8 protein-coding genes are annotated in these 16514 nt (G+C 32.9%); 2 read left to right on the top strand and 6 right to left on the bottom strand.

Annotated elements, in window-relative coordinates:
* Positions 1–18 precede the first annotated feature (18 nt).
* The 5 genes from ACXAHM_RS13020 to ACXAHM_RS13000 form a co-directional block, all read right to left on the bottom strand.
* Positions 19–2085 carry a glycoside hydrolase family 97 protein gene (locus tag ACXAHM_RS13020; RefSeq protein ID WP_474960881.1) on the bottom strand — a complete coding sequence of 689 codons (2067 nt, stop codon included), beginning with the start codon at positions 2083–2085 and terminating at the stop codon, positions 19–21.
* A 4-nt stretch (positions 2086–2089) separates the two neighbouring features.
* Complete coding sequence (locus ACXAHM_RS13015) at positions 2090–3319, bottom strand: glycoside hydrolase family 71/99 protein (protein ID WP_474960880.1); 1230 nt, start codon at positions 3317–3319, stop codon at positions 2090–2092.
* Between the two features lie 84 nt (positions 3320–3403).
* The gene (locus ACXAHM_RS13010; RefSeq protein ID WP_474960879.1) at positions 3404–5014 is read right to left on the bottom strand and encodes a RagB/SusD family nutrient uptake outer membrane protein; all 1611 of its coding nucleotides are present in this window, start codon (positions 5012–5014) and stop codon (positions 3404–3406) included.
* Positions 5015–5026: 12 nt separating this feature from the next.
* Positions 5027–8059 carry a SusC/RagA family TonB-linked outer membrane protein gene (locus ACXAHM_RS13005; protein ID WP_474960878.1) on the bottom strand — a complete coding sequence of 1011 codons (3033 nt, stop codon included), beginning with the start codon at positions 8057–8059 and terminating at the stop codon, positions 5027–5029.
* Between the two features lie 28 nt (positions 8060–8087).
* Positions 8088–9659 (bottom strand): PKD domain-containing protein, encoded by a 1572-nt coding sequence (locus ACXAHM_RS13000; protein WP_474960877.1) that lies wholly within the window; start codon positions 9657–9659, stop codon positions 8088–8090.
* Between the two features lie 433 nt (positions 9660–10092).
* Here ACXAHM_RS13000 and ACXAHM_RS12995 point away from each other — a divergent pair, with 433 nt between their 5' ends.
* Positions 10093–14262, top strand: coding sequence for a hybrid sensor histidine kinase/response regulator transcription factor (locus ACXAHM_RS12995; RefSeq protein WP_474960876.1), 4170 nt, complete (start codon positions 10093–10095; stop codon positions 14260–14262).
* 81 nt (positions 14263–14343) lie between these two features.
* Positions 14344–15534: an aspartyl protease family protein gene (locus tag ACXAHM_RS12990; RefSeq protein WP_474960875.1), complete on the top strand. Its 1191-nt coding sequence runs from the start codon at positions 14344–14346 to the stop codon at positions 15532–15534.
* 248 nt (positions 15535–15782) lie between these two features.
* On the opposite strand, the gene ACXAHM_RS12985 is transcribed toward ACXAHM_RS12990, so the two are convergent.
* Positions 15783–16409, bottom strand: a complete 627-nt coding sequence (locus ACXAHM_RS12985) for a hypothetical protein (protein WP_474960874.1) — start codon at positions 16407–16409, stop codon at positions 15783–15785.
* Between the last annotated feature and the right edge of the window lie 105 nt (positions 16410–16514).

Below are 16514 nucleotides of genomic sequence, written 5' to 3'. Positions count from 1 at the left end.
ATTCCTTAAGTGTTAACTTTATTCATTAATCGCTGCTAAATCTTCTGTTTCAACAGCCTTAAAACGGATGGCTTGTCCTCCACCTTCCGCTAAAGTGATGGTTAATTTGTCTTTATTTTCCATCTCTTTTTGAAGAATTTCAACATCAGTTGCATTCACTTTATAACTTGCATTTTTTCCATCTGCATAAATCTCAGCAATGTATTTTTTCCCTTTAGGTAAAAAGCTAAGATCTACTTCAATTTCTCTTTGTGCTTCATTTGTTATTGCACCAATATACCAATCCTCACTTCCTCTATCTTTTCTAGCCATGGCTACATATTCGCCTATTTCAGCACCTAATAATTTAGACTCTGCCCAATCTGTTGGAACATCTTTGATAAATTGGAATGCAGGATTTCCTTCATAATGTTCTGGGAAATCTGCAGCCATTTGAACAGGGCTATACAACACCACATAAAGTGCTAATTGATTGGCTAAAGTCGTGTGTGTAGAATTTCCTTTTCTATACTCAGAAAAATCTGTTTTGAAAATACCTGGAGTATAATCTAATGGACCACCTAGAGACATTGTAAAAGGTAAAATTGTCGTATGACTAGCAGGATTTCCTTCACTCCAAGCGTTGTATTCCATTCCTCTCATCGCTTCTCTAGAAAGCATGTTAGGATAAGTTCTTCGAATCCCTGTTGGTTTAATTGGTTCGTGAGCTACCACACATACTTTATGTTTTGCAGCAGTTTCCAAAACTTTACGATAGTGATTGACCATGTATTGACCATGATGATGTTGTCCTTCAACTTCCGCCTTAATATTTCCTACATACCCAGTTTTTAATGCGTTTTGATCATTCTTTTGAAGTAAATCAAAAGCATCTTCCATTTGGTTTTCATATGTCAAAATATCACCACTTGTCTCATGATGACCAATCAACTCCACTCCTTTTTCTTTGGCATATTTCGCTAAATAATCTAAGTCGTAATCAGGATAAGGAGTACTGAAGTTGAAATTAGGATTTGTAATCCAGTCTTCCCATCCAAGGTTCCACCCTTCTACAAGTACACCACCAAAGCCATTTTCAGCAGCAAAATCAATGTATTTTTTAGTATTAGAAGTTGTTGCTCCATGATTTGGGCCTTGTTCCCATGTAGACTTATTCATGTGCATTTCCCACCAAACACCTAAGTATTTCATCGGTTTGATCCATGATACATCTTCGATTTTAGAAGGCTCATTTAGGTTCAAAATTAAGTTTGATTCTACTAAATCAGCAACCTCATCGCCAATCTGAATAGTTCTCCAAGGTGTGTACATTGGAGTAGTTCTTTTAACTTTTACACCATCAGGCCAAGGGACCAAATGAGATTCAAAACCTGTCTTCTCATTTTTCTCTAAAGTCATTGTCGAGTAATCTGTCAAGTTAGCTTCGTGAATACTTAAATACAGTTGCTCCTCTTTTGACTCGAAAGTAGCTGGAGTATGCATTAATGTCTTTACATCACTGATTACATTTGAAGTGTAAAGTCTTTCGTATGAATCAAAACCATGTTCCCAAGTAGTAGAAACTGTGTCGCATGGCTGATACCATATTTTATAGTTTTGTGCTAAATTAAAATCTGTTTCTTCAGAAAGAATTTCAACTTTATCCATTCCATTCTGTTTTGGAATGTAATATCTAAATCCAATACCATCATCAAAAACTCTGAAGATCAAATCCATTCTTTGCTCTTCTTTTGTTTTTTGCACTAAGGCTAACTTTAATTCATTGTATTGATTTTTAATATCTTTTCGTTGTCCCCAAGCTGTTTGCCATTCTTCACTAAAAGAAGACTTTTCGACATTAATTACATCAAAGTCTTTCAACAAGTCAGGATGATTTTTTAATACAAAACCTAATTTTGAAGGCTTTATTACTTCTTTCCCTTTAAAAGAAACACTGTAGAAAGGTTCTCCTTTATATACCTTAAAATTAACTGTAATATTTTTTGATGGAGAATTCACACCTGTTGAAAACTCTTCTTTTTGTTCTTTCTCACACCCTAAAAGAACAAAGGCAAATACTGCGATTACTATATTTCTAATTGTCATGATACTAGTCTGTAATACTGTTTATTCTGTCTTTAGCTTCTTGCACTCTATTTGATCTTAGATCGTAGTAGATTTGATCTATTGTTGTTTGGTAACCTCTTTCCTGAGCATATCTAGGGCTTTGTTTTAAAGTGTACCAATTGTAGACTAACTGTAATTCTTCTTCAGTGTAGCTTACTCCAGTATATTTTTGAACTTCCCCTAAGAATGAAAAACCATATTCTTGTGTTGGTTCAATACACGTACCTTCACCGTAGTCATTCCAAGTGATCAATTGCAAAATATCCAAACGGTCATTGTATTGATCCACTAAATCTAAGGTTGCTTTCATCTGATCTGCTCCTAATGGAATTTCCCATCCACCAACAATGATTTCACCATAACCTCCTTCTACATAAAAGTCTTTGAAACCTGGAAAAGCACCTCCAACAACAAGATCATTTGTACTTGCTGATTGATAATAATTTTCTATATCTGAAACATCACCTGACATAGGCCAAGCGAAATTACCGTTGGCAACAGCAGATACTTTACTATTGTTTTGTAATGGAATAAAGTATTCTTCTTCTGGTGAAGTATTTAATGCTTGCAACCATAAATCATCTCCTGATTGATGAGGCCCGAAAATTAAGGTTAAAGGTCTATTGTCCACATGTACATAATTTGCTTTTGGATAATAGTTGTTGCTTAAGTATTCAATATTTGAGGTGATATCTGCAAAAGGATCAACTTCATCAGCAAATCGATCTTCCATTACAACTGAAAACTCCATTCCCATGTCTTCTACTTCTTCGATAATTACATTTGAGTTTTGTAATAATGAATCAATGTCTCCATTGCTCCCTGATTGTCCATACCAGTTGATCAATAATCCATCTATCCCTGAATATTTCATTAATAATAAATGATATTTGATTACATCAGGATCTCTAGAATCGTAAGGCCCAATCAAAGGATAGACATGAGAAGCAATCTCTCTTTTTCCTGTTTCATCAGCATTATCTGGATTTTGATTATCCATTGTCCAGTGGCTTCCCCAACTTTCAGCATATTTACCTTTTGCTTCAAACCAAGGCATATAATGCATGTAGACTTTTTTATCGTTTGTTTTTGCAATGGCTTCAGGTTGATATTCCACCACTCCTTTTTTTATTTCTAAAGAGGTAATCACTTCTTCATTTGAACAACCCATTAAAAGTGTAGATGCAAGAAGGATTTTAGCTATATTTTTCATGATCTTTTGATTTAAAATTTTGGTGAAGCAACCCATTATCATTTCCAATGGGTTGCAGTATTTGTCACACTTCAATTCATACTTTTAGTATCCACTGTTTTGAACAAACTCAGTAGATACGGCTAATACTGATGAAGGAATTGGGTAGAGATTCTTATCTACTGAAGTAGCATCTTTCCCAAACCAAGTTCCTTTTGCATGCTTTTGGAAGCGAATTAAATCTGTCCTTCTATATCCTTCCCAATACAATTCAAATCCACGTTCATCTAATATCTCTTGACCATCTGCACTTAAAGCCTCTACGGGTACTGCATTTCTTAAGGCTCTGAAAGCATTCAGTTGCGTCAATGCATTACTTGTTTCACCATTTCTCCATAAGGCCTCAATTCTCATGAGGTAAACATCCGAAAGTCTTAATAATGCTACTTCATTATTGGCTCTCCAGAAATCAACAGAGTTTACATCTGGTGCCCATTTTAGGACTCTTACTCCTTCATATTCTTTTGCATTTAATAGATTTTCTACTTCTGGAGTAAAGGCTAATGGGTTACCACTTCTATCTGATAAAATATTACCAAAACGATCCTTTTGTTGACCGACAAGCATTCCTAAATGAAGGCCAGTTTCTGACATAAAACGATCATCTTGATATCTAATGTCTGAAGTTGTCACACCATTTGAAAGGTTTCCATCTTCGTCCCATTTATTGTAAAAATCTTCTGTTGTACACATGCCATTCCAAGGTTGTAAACCAGCTTCACCACCATTTTGGAAATAATGTAATGTCATCAATGCCCTTGTTTGACCAGAGAAAGGATGTTGGATACTATAACCATTTGCGACAACAAGAAGAGCTTCTAAATTACCTTTATTTTGATAATCAAAAAGGCCAAAATAATCAGATGCTAATTGGTAACTTCCTGAATTGATTACATCGGAAGTTAACTCAATTACTTTTTCCATATCTTCAGCTGAAGGTGTTGCTTCTCCTTCGTAGATAAATTTATTTAAATATACTTTTGCTAATAAAGCTTGTGCTGTTTCTTTCACTGCTTTACCGTATTGAGGTTGGTCTTTTTTTGACAACATCAATGGGATTATCTCTTCTAATTCCGAAATAACAAGATTTGTTGCTTCTGCTCTACCAATTGCGATTTTCTCACCGCTCTCTGTTTGATAAGGAACTTGACCAAATAAATCAATTACTTGCCAAACATAATAAGCTCTAAGGAATCTAACTTCTGAAAGATAAGGTGCAGCTACTTCAAGGAAATACTCATCTCCATCTGCAATTGCGTTGATATTATTTAATGTATTAAAAGTACGAGCAATCCCTGTTGACATATCATTCCAAGCATTTTCAACGATTAGGTTGTCCGCTTGCCAATTATGTTGATGTAATTGCACCCAAAGTCCATTATCTCCCCAATCATTTCCACGAGTTGGCGTCATCATTTCATCTGTTGACCCTTCTGTCAAAGCATAAATATTTCTTTCTCCCATAAATTGATACAAAGAAGTATATGCAGGGGCTGTTTCATTGCCAATTTTTGAAGGATCATCAAGCAATTCTTTTCGCTTTTCAGCCATCAATTTTTCTTGTGTTACTACGTAATCAGTTATTGGGTCTAAGTTTGTACACCCAAAAGAAACTGCAGAAAATAACGAAGCAACGATAATATTTTTTACGTTCATTGTTGTCAGAATTTAAAGGTTAACATTAAGGCCTACTATTACTGTAGCTGGTCTTGGGTATGAAGTATAATCGATTCCAAATGATGGGTAACCGTTTACATCCATGCTTGTGTTGACTTCAGGATCAAATCCAGTATAATCTGTAAGCACATATAAATTTTGACCACTTACATACACTCTTGCTCCACTTAACCAATCAATGTTTGACGCTCTGAAGTTGTACCCTAATGTTACATTTGATAGTCTAATAAAAGAGGCATCTTCAATATATTCTGAAGAAGTTGCTGCTTCCTGATCAAAGTTTTTCCCAGATAAAAGATTTGCATACGTTGTATTACCACCTTGTGCTAAAATCTGTTTGTTGTAAAAAGCTTGTGCTGAGTTATTGTATACATATTGTCCTTGTTTAGCATCAATGAAGATGGTTAAATCAAGATTTTTATACGTCACTGTATTATTAAAACTCCACATATAATCTGGATGAGGTGAACCTAAATGTGTTGTGGCTGCATTGGCTGCAATAGATGTCACTTCTCCGTTTGCACCTCTGTATAAATTGTATCCTTCAGCATCTAATCCTAAGAATTCTCTTGTATAAAAATTCTGTAAAGGATAGTTATTTTCAATCACTTGAACTTGAGTACCTGTGATACCTGGACCATTCAAACGACCTGTCAATACTCTTTCATTATCTAAACCTTGAATTCTATTTTCAAGCATTGTGAAGTTCACTGTTGAAGACCATTCCCAATCTCCTTTTGTATACCAATATACTTTTACCGAAGCTTCAAAACCTTTGTTGATTAACTCGGCAGAGATATTTTCATATCCTACTGGAATTGGTGCTGGAGGTGGCAAATCTTTCTTGAATAAAAGATCTGTTGTACTCTTATAGAAATAATCTAATGTCCCTGAAATCTTGTCTCCAAATAATCCGAAATCAATACCTACGTTTGTTTGTGTAGTTGTTTCCCATTTGATTTCTGGATTTGGTTCATGCGCTCCTTGATACGTTTTTGTAGGCTCATCATCAATGATTACCGTCTCAGGGTTGTATACTAATAATGGAATAAATTCCGGAATTTCTTGGTTACCTGTTTGTCCCCAACCACCTCTTAATTTTAAGTTAGAAATTACACTTGATCCTTTCAAAAATTCCTCTTCAGAAATTCTCCAACCGATAGCTGCACTTGGGAAGTAACCGTATTGATTGTTACCAATAAATTTAGTTGATCCATCTGCTCTCATTGAAGCTGTTATCAAATACTTATCACCATAGCTATAGTTAAATCTACCAAAGTAAGATTGTAATTCAGATGCTCCTCCACCTGACCAAACATCAGATGCTAATTTATTTGCAGCTTGTGTTAAGTTGTCCGCATAGTTGATGTTTGAAGAGAAGAAATTATTCACATACATACCATCAAATTCATAAGCAAACTTTTGATAAGAATAACCGCCCATTAATGAGAAATTATGCTCTCCAATATCTTTTTTATAAGTGATGAAATTTTCAAAAGAAATATTCGTATTCTGATTATTATTGATGGTACCTACACCGTTTTGTTCATTGATTAATTCTTTTGAACGAGATCCTTTTCTCTTTGATGTAGAACGGTCGTAAGCAATGCTTAAGTTGTAATTTAATCCTTCAATAATTTTAAAATCTGAAGTAATGTTCGCTAAATATCTATCAGTTACTGATTCGTCATTAATCAAATGAATCAATGCTAATGGATTAATATCTGTTTCCGTTTGGAAGAAAGAACCATCTTCATTGTAAATTGGCATTGTTGGGTTCGCTTTCAACATGTTACCAATTAAGTTGTTTGCACCTGTATCTCCTGTTCCATTACCTGTTCCTAAAGGGGCATATTGATCATTAATATTACTTGCTGAAAGGTTAAATCCTACGTTCCATCTTCCTTTTAATAGGTCTTGATTGATGTTTAAACGCCCTGTTAAACGTTGCATTCCAGAACCATTGATTACACCATCTTGATCCATATATCCTAAAGAAGCTAAGTAATTACCCGTCTCTGATGCACCTGTAACGGATACATTATGATTTTGAGAATAAGCTGTTCTAAAAACTTCATCTTGCCAGTTAGTAGATCCACCGTAATCATAATCCAAAAAGCTTAAATCTGTAGTCTCTTGTGCTAATAAAGCTCTACTTACTCTCCAATCATCTGCTGAAAGTAAATCTACTTTCTTTCTAACCCATGCCATTCCACCATATGCTGAATAGCTCACCTTTCCTTCTTGATTTTTCGCTTTTTTTGTTGTGATCATTACTACACCGTTGGCCCCTCTTGAACCATAAATAGCTGTAGCTGAAGCATCTTTTAAAATATCAATGCTTTCAATATCGTCTGGATTCAAAAAGTTTAATGGATCTTTAGGTGCTTGATTTCCACCGCCTACTGATCCACCTGATGAAGCTCCTCCACCTAATGGCACACCATCAATAACATACAATGGTCCGTTGTTTCCTCTTACAGAACTTGTTCCTCGGATATTTACGGCAACAGCAGCACCAGGCTCACCACTTGAAGGAGTGATTTGTACACCTGTAGCTTTACCTTGAATTAATTCTGTTGGATTTGACATTACACCTGCATTGAAATCTTCGCTAGTAACAGAAGACATTGCACCCGTTACATCTTTCTTTTCTTGCACTCCGTACCCTACTACGACAACTTCTGTCAACACACCAACATCTTCTTTCATGACGATGTCAATTTTAGATTGATTTATTAAATCAAATGTTTGGGTAATGAAACCCATATATCTAAAGTTGATCGACTGAGTACCTTCTGGAATAAGAATTTTATAATAACCTTCAAAATTTGTAGTTGTACCGACTACGTCTGTGTAATCACCTTGTAGCACGACTGACACTCCAATTAATGGCTCATTTAATTCATCCAAGACTACTCCTTCTACAAATTTTTCATCTTGAGCAAATGTATTATGAGCGAACAGGCACAAGACCAAACTCAACAAATACAATTGTTGCTTTAATAATTTTAATACTTTCATTTCTTTATGTTATTAGCTCTTTTAATCTTTATTGAACATTTGGCACTAGCGTCAAACGAATACTTCTATCTGCAGTATTTGCATCATAGTTCTCTAATTCATCCGAATCTCCACCGTAACCCAATGAGAAAAGTTCTAATCGATTTTCTTCAATCGAGATAATCTTATAAGTGTGTGTGTCGTGTGGTAAATAGTCTGCTGCATCTACGCCTGAATTATAAGCTCCGATATAACCTCCTAATCCATCAACATTTATATAAACATCTCCGTTATCTACTGTCAAAGAATAGGTAAATGAACCATCTTTCCATACATCTACATTATCTCCATTCTTTGTTATCAATTCTTCTGCAGTATCTTCACATACCACATCATCGAAAATCTTCCAGTCTTTCCAGACTGAATTGTTCATATTTCTAGTATATTCTCCAGTTGTATTGAAAATAAACTCGTTATCGAAAATACATGGTCTACCTTCAATTTCAGCTGTACCAAACCCCCACCAAATGGCAGTCTCACTATCTCTAGGACCGAAATTGTAAGCATTTTCTTCCTCTGCAACACTCCATGATTTGGTATCTCCACCATGTAATAATTGAAGAACAGCATCAAGATCAACTGAATTCTCTTCTTCCTCCTCTTCAACAGGTGTGTCTTGAGCAGGCACTAAAATCATTCTTACTAAACGGTCAGCTTGTGCTGGATTAACAGGTGAATCTCCGTTGTATCCTAGTGATGAAAGTTTGATTTCATTATTTGAGATACTTTTAATTTCATATTTATGGAATTCTTTTGGCGTGAAATCAGATGAATTAACACCAGAAGTAAAGTGACCGATATAACCACCCATTCCGATGATTTCAATAACTGCTACACCATTATCATTTTTAATTTCAAAAGTAAATTCTCCATCTTTCCAAACTTCCACATCTACTCCATCCCTTGTCAATAATGGCTCACTTATATCATGACATCCTTCAGCGGCAAAAAATTGCCATTCTTTCCAAACTGAACCATTCATATCACGTGTATAAATTCCGTCTGTATTAAAAGTAAATTTTGAATCAAATAAACATGACCTCGTATTGAATACGTCTGGATCGTATTGATCAACAACAAACCAATTTACAGTCTCATCATCCAAAGGACCAAAAGTGTAACCTTCTGATTCTTGAGCAATGCTCCATGATTTTACACTTCCTCCAGTCAGAATTTCTAAAGCCTCAGCGACAATGTCATCAGTATTATCTTCTGGGATATCTGATACTGGGTTAATGTTGATATTCGTTGAGAATTCATTTTCTCCTGAAGCACCTTTTGCTAATAATTTCACTTCATAATCACCCGTAAAATAAGTGTGTTGTGCTTCTCTTTCTGTTGATGTAGTTCCATCACCGAAGTCCCACGTATATTCTGTAGCTCCAACTGACTTATTGATAAAAGTAACTATTGAATCTTCTTCAATTTCATAGCTAAATTTCGCAAGGACAGGCATTGGAATATCCAATGACATCTCCTTATTTTCACAAGAAATAGTAACTCCTATTACTAGAGAGAGGAATGTAATCCAAGATAATTTTCTATTTGTAAAATACTTCATAATCATTCATTTCAAGAAGTGTTGACTGTGTCTTTTTTAGATCGTTCATATAAGCGACAACACAATATTAACAGTCATTAAAATTTATAAGGTGTAATTATGACATTTTGAAGGGTAATAATAGGACTCAAAATAAATAGTTTTATATCAACCTTTACGATAATTATCAAATAGCTCACATTTATCATGTATTTTATTTGTTTTATATCAATCATATTAAAAAGAGAGATTTAGTCGAAAAATTGACAAAAAGTAGACAAAAGAGACAGATGTCCATATTTTACCCCTATATTTTAAGGAAAGAGATCTTAGATTTTTCACTTTTTTTAAAACAATTCTCCTATTTTTTCATTTAGCAATTAACTTTTATTATATTGAAAGTAGCACTACAAAGCACTTTTTAATCTATTACATTTTTGATGTTTACAATTTGATGAAACCTTACATTTTATTCGTAATCACTCTACTACTTACAACTCATCTTTTTGCTCAACATTCTTTAAAGTTTGAGTATCTGACTATAGAAAAAGGCCTTAACCATAGTTGGGCAAAATGTTTGGAATTAGATCAGAAAGGATACCTATGGATAGGTGGAATTGATGGTATAAGTCGATACAATGGCAATGATGTCAAAACCTACAAATTAGTAGAAGGAGATAGTACTTCACTTTCAAGTGATTTTATTTCTGATATCACAGAAGACAACAAAGGAAATCTTTGGATTGCTACTTATTTTGGTGGTCTAAATTTATATGATAGAAAAAATGATGCTTTTCAATGGTATAAAAATTCACCTAAAGTAAAAGGAAGTATTAGTAGCGATCGTGTAAATGCTGTTTTTCAGGATACGCAAGGAAGATTATGGATTGGAACAGCCAAAGGACTTGATTTATATGATTACAAAACCAATTCTTTTCATTCCTTTTACCTAAATAAAAATGGACAAAAAATTGGTGTAAAAGAGGATGTCAGATGTATCTATGAAGATGAGGATCAATCGCTTTGGGTTGGAACTACAAATGGGCTTTATAAATTACAAGTAGAAAATAAATTCATCAAGAAATACTTAAATGTCCCTAGCAATTCTTCTTCTATTTCTAGTAATAATATTAGGGCAATTTATGAAGATGAATTACATCAGCTTTGGATAGGAACACTTGGTGGTGGTATCAATCGCTTTTCATCAGAAGGAGAATCTTTTGTTTCTTTCTCAACACAAAACGGTTTAAGTCACAACAGTGTTTTATGTATCGATGGTGATAAGAATGGAAATATCTATGTGGGTACTGAAGGTGGAGGTTTAAATGTAATCAAAACAAAATCACAAGAAATTTCTCATATTCAATCCAATGATTTTGTTGACAATTCACTGAATAGCAACTCTATACATAGTCTTCTGTATGATCACAAGGCAGATATTCTATTTATTGGAACATATAATGGTGGAGTAAATTATTTTAGTAAATGGGATAAAGATTTTCATCATGTAAAAAAAACGGCACTTTCTAATAAACATATTCTTTCTTTTGAAGAAGCTAAAAACGGTGATATTTATGTAGGTACTGATGGTGGAGGAATTAATGTATACAATCATCAAAAAGTAACGGAAGTTATTGACTCCAAAAAAGGTTTAACTTCTAATGTTGTATTGGATCTTTTCTTAGATCAAAAAAATCAACTTTGGATCGGTACTTTTAATGGTGGCTTGAATATTTATGATCTTAAGACGGGTAAAATTCAAGTTTTTAAGCATGATGCTAAAAATGAAAAATCAATTAGTGCCAATGATGTTAGTGCAATATTTCATCGTTCGAATGGTGAAATTTGGATCGGTACAATGCATGGAGGGTTAAATAAATTTGATCCTATTCATAAAAGCTTTAAAAAATACCGTCATTCAGAAGGCAACCCTAAAAGTATTTCCAATGATTTTATCACAAAAATATTTGAAGATGAAAAAGGAACGTTAATGATTCAGTCTGGTTCTACCATCGACATCTTTAATGATAAAACAAATGATTTTACACGAATAAATAGTTCTTATAAAGTCGCTTTTAATTCTACAATTTGTTCTCATCTAGACAGCAATCATAATCTTTGGTTAGGCACTCGAGGAGGATTGATATTCCTCGATCGAAGTTCTGATAGTTTTCATAAATATACTGTAGAAAATGGACTACCTTCAAATGGTATTACTTCAATTCAAGAAGATGAAATCGGCAATTTGTGGGTCAGTACAAACAAAGGCTTAATTAAATTCATCAACGCTATCCATACTCCTGAGACTCCTGATTTCCATACTTTTACAGTGGAAGATGGTTTACAAGGTTTAGATTTTAAAGCACAAGCTGGATTTAAAGCAAGCACAGGAAAAATGTATTTTGGAGGTAATAATGGTTTTAACTTTTTTACACCAGAAGAAATTTGGCTTAATCCTGTAAAACCTTCTACAGTCATTTCAAAATTAAAATTATTTAATAAAGACGTTTCTATAGAAAATGAAATTTTAGATCAGCCAATTGATATGACAGAAAGTATATCATTGCCATATAATCAAAACTTTCTTTCTTTTGAATTTTCTGCTTTAAACTTTTTGCTTCCTTCAAAAAATAAGTACGCTTACAAACTTGAAGGATTTGATAAAGATTGGAATAATGCAGACCAATCTCGTGCGGCTCATTATACTAACTTGAACCCGGGCAATTATATTTTTAAAGTTAAGGCGACCAATAATGACGGTATTTGGAGCGATTCTCCTACAACCCTAGCGATTGAAATCATCCCTCCTTTTTGGCAAAGAACATGGTTTCAAGCCCTTAGCTTCATCGCTTTTATCTCTTTCATTTGGTTAATTGTTAGATTAAGAGAAAAGCAGCTGAAAGAGCAAAAGAGAATTTTATCTGAAAAAGTCGATGCGGCAACTTTTAAAATTAAAGAGATCAATGCCTTACTGGAAGACAATAATCATGATTTAAAAGAAAAGAATAACGAATTAGAAATTCAAGCAGAAAATATCAATAACTTATTACAGGAAGTTCAAGATAATAATGAAGCCAAGATTCGTTTCTTTACCAATATTTCTCATGAATTAAGAACACCACTGACACTTATTTTAGGACCATTAAAGCAATTGATGCAGATGAAAAGTCAAGATCCACAAACGGACTATGAAATCATGTATCGCAATGCAAATCGTCTTCTTAAAAATGTCAATCAATTACTAGATTTTAGAAAATTAGAATCTGGTAATATGCAATTGAAAGCCACTGAAAATGACATCGTTGAATTCACTTCCAACATCTACAAATCATTTACTTATTTAGCAAAAAAGAAAAATATTGACTATCACTTCAATACTTTTCATAAGAAATATAACCTATGGTTTGATGTGCAAAAAATGGATAATATTATCACAAATTTACTATCCAATGCCTTTAAATATACGCCTGATGGAAAAGAGGTTTCCATTACTATTCATGAAATAAAAGAAGAAATCTTAACTATAGAAATTAAGGATTCTGGCATGGGGATTTCTCAAGAAAATCAGAATCATATTTTTGATCTATATTATCAAGCAAACAATAAAATCAATCAACAAACGAAAGGATCAGGAATTGGTTTGGCTTTAATCAAGCAATTAGTGGATCTTCATCATGCTGAAATAGAACTAAAAAGTACGGAAGGACAAGGTAGTTCATTCTTTATTAAACTTAATATCGGTGATGAATTCTTAGCTTTACATGAGAAGAAAGACACCCCTACTTTCATCCCTGAAAAAGAAGAAGAAAATTTTGACATTAATACTGAAACGACAACAATAGCTTCTACCAATGAGCAAGAAAATTTACAAACGCTATTAGTAGTTGAAGACAATGAAGACATACGTAATTTCATCCATTTAAATCTTAAAAATGACTTTAATATTCTTTTGGCTGAAAATGGTAAAATAGGACTTGAAAAAGCCTTAGAGTATAGTCCTGATTATATATTGTCTGATATTATGATGCCTGAACTCAATGGTCCTGAATTATGTAAATTGATTAAGAATGAACCTCAGACTTCTCATATTCCTGTTATTCTCTTGACAGCTTATTCAGGTGAAGAAACAAAATGGAATGGTTATAATGCGGGCGCGGATGATTACATCATTAAACCTTTTGATGTCAATATTCTTCGAAAGAAATTGGTCAATATGTCTCAAACTCGACTTAAAATGATGGAGAAATTCCAAGCAAATCCTTCATTGAGTTTACACAAAGTCGATACGAATGTTTCTAAAGATGATTTCCTTGAGCAAGCTATACAAGTAGTGAAAGAAAATATAGACAATTTCAATTTTGGAGTAGATGACTTTACCAATCATTTCGGAATGAGTAGAAGACATTTATTACGAAAAGTAAAAGCCACTACTAACCTCTCAATTAATGAATTCATTAAAAATATTCGATTAAAATTTGCAGCTGATTTGATGAAAGATCCAGAGTTAAATATCTCTGAAATTGCTTACCAAAGTGGTTTTAATGATCCGAAATATTTTAGTAAATGCTTTAAAGTAGAATTTGGAATGACACCTTCTGAATTCAAAGAAAAACAAAGTGTTTAATAGTTAAAAGTCATTAATTCAATGTAAGAATTAATGACTTTTTTTTTATATTACAAAACAAACAAATTTCATTCTTATACCATGCTAAAAACAAAAAATACCTTCCTTTTATTACTTACATTTTTCACCTTAGGTTGTAGTAGTCAAATCAGAAGAATGATTAATTCTGGGTCTACAACAACGAAAGAATTTAAAACAGTTATTCCATTCGAAACTAGATTGGGTTTAATTGTACTAAAAGCTGAATTAAATGGGAAAACATACAGCTTCATTTTTGACACTGGAGCCATGACTTCTATTATTTCTCCAGAAATGAAAAAAGCATTAAATGCGAAAGTTTTAATGTCTAAAAAAGTTTATGATGTTGATAATAATTACAAAATACAGGATTTTGTCAATGTACAGGAGATAAAAATTGGCGATAATCCTTTTCATGATATTACAGCCACTATTATGGACCTAAGGAACATTCCAACGATTAAATGTCTGGATGTAGATGGTTTAATTGGCAGTAATCTTTTGAGACATGCTACATGGTCTATTGATTTTGAAAAAAAGGAAATCACTATCGCGAATAAAGTCACAAATCTTGGGAAATCGGTTGGTGATTATAAAGCAATAAAATTTCATGAAGGATTTGGAGGTGTACCATCTATCACCACTTATCTAAATGGTCAAAAAGTATTAAACAACCTCATTGATTTTGGGTTTGGTGGAGAAGTGAGTTTAAATGAAAATTTAGCAAAGAAAATAAATACGCCTTTGCATAAAGGATATGGCGTTTCAAGTGTTGGAATTTACGGTCAAGAAAACATACAAAATTCATTCAAAGGAAAAGTTGATAATTATTCATTAGGAAATGGAATTGACCTAAAAAATCAAAGTATAATTTTCTCAGGAAAAGATCATAATTCTATTGGGTCTGGAGTTTTTAAATACTACCACATACTTCTAGATTGGAATAAAAACAAAATGTATTTTAAACGAAATTCGCTTCCCTACAAGGGTAAAAAAGAATTTGGCTACTCCCTAAGTTATAAAGAAGGTAATGTGTTTATTCGTCAGATTTATGAAAACACAGAAGCACAGATAAAAGGCTTAAAAATCAATGATCAAGTGATCTCAATGAATGGGGAAAGTATGGTTGATATCGATGAAAATACATGGTGCTCTATTTTATCAACTAGAGATGAAAGTGATACTCGAACCTTAGTGATTGAAAGAGATGGTCAGCAGAAAGAAATTCTACTTGAGCATGTAATTTTTGAATAAAAAGGATCTTTTGTTAGAATTTTACTTTCATCAAATTAAATCTCAGAAAAAAGAAGAGATAGGAAATTTGTGTTCTTTTGGGATGAATAATTCTTGATGTAAATTAATTGTAATCAAACAAGCCAATCTAGGTGGGTAGATTGGCTTGGTATATTGTTTAAAATTCTAAACGTAAACAATGTTCGAGTTCGTAGTGACACCTATTGGCTTAACACAACGAACAGTGGGAAAGCTTAATAATTTCCATATTAATCATATAATCTTTTCACAATATGATGCTTCTCTAACATATTCGTGAATCTTAAAAAGTCTTGCATTCTTTGAGTGTAAGCTTCATAAGGTTTATCAATAATTAAATTATATATTTTTGTTTCATTATTTTTATATAAATAAAGGCTTACCCATGTATCATCACCATACCCCTCAATATTCTCAAAATCAGCAGCTTTGAAATTAATAAATCCTTTATCTTTAATAAATTTCTCAACATAATTTGATAATGAATCAGATATTGCTGTTCCAAATTTCATAGAACTAATTTTATCATTTGTCAGACCTTCAAAATAATGAACCCATTTGTTATTATTTTTATAATTCTTAAATAATGATTTTTTTAATTCATAGCTATGACTATAATTAAAATCAATTTGTATTGAATCATAATCTTCAAGAATATTGATATCCTGACAATAAACTTTTGTAAAACTTATAATTGAAATTATAGTAAAAAGGATTTTAACCTTAAAGATATTTAAATTTTTCATCTGTTTTTTTGAATTCTTGATTAGCAAAAGTTGTATTATAAAAGCCATTTCATCATCTAATGCTTCAAAATTAGGAGTTGAGATTGAAGCAAATTCAAGACTATATTTCAAATATTGATAAAAATAGATCAGGAAAAACTATTTAGTACTCAATATATTTTACAATCATTCCAATGCTAACTATCACACCTTGAGAATAATCTGATTGGTTTGGTA

The organism is Flammeovirga sp. AWQ4_249 (assembly GCF_056161045.1).
The sequence above is the reverse complement of the archived record's forward strand: the minus strand, read 5'-3'. Positions and strand labels throughout refer to the sequence as shown.

Coding starts and splice junctions, on each gene's coding strand:
- ACXAHM_RS13005 (WP_474960878.1), bottom strand. CDS start 8,059: ATGAAAGTATTAAAATTATTAAAGCAACAATTGTATTTGTTGAGTTTG.
- ACXAHM_RS12995 (WP_474960876.1), top strand. CDS start 10,093: ATGAAACCTTACATTTTATTCGTAATCACTCTACTACTTACAACTCAT.
- ACXAHM_RS13000 (WP_474960877.1), bottom strand. CDS start 9,659: ATGAAGTATTTTACAAATAGAAAATTATCTTGGATTACATTCCTCTCT.
- ACXAHM_RS13010 (WP_474960879.1), bottom strand. CDS start 5,014: ATGAACGTAAAAAATATTATCGTTGCTTCGTTATTTTCTGCAGTTTCT.
- ACXAHM_RS13015 (WP_474960880.1), bottom strand. CDS start 3,319: ATGAAAAATATAGCTAAAATCCTTCTTGCATCTACACTTTTAATGGGT.
- ACXAHM_RS13020 (WP_474960881.1), bottom strand. CDS start 2,085: ATGACAATTAGAAATATAGTAATCGCAGTATTTGCCTTTGTTCTTTTA.
- ACXAHM_RS12990 (WP_474960875.1), top strand. CDS start 14,344: ATGCTAAAAACAAAAAATACCTTCCTTTTATTACTTACATTTTTCACC.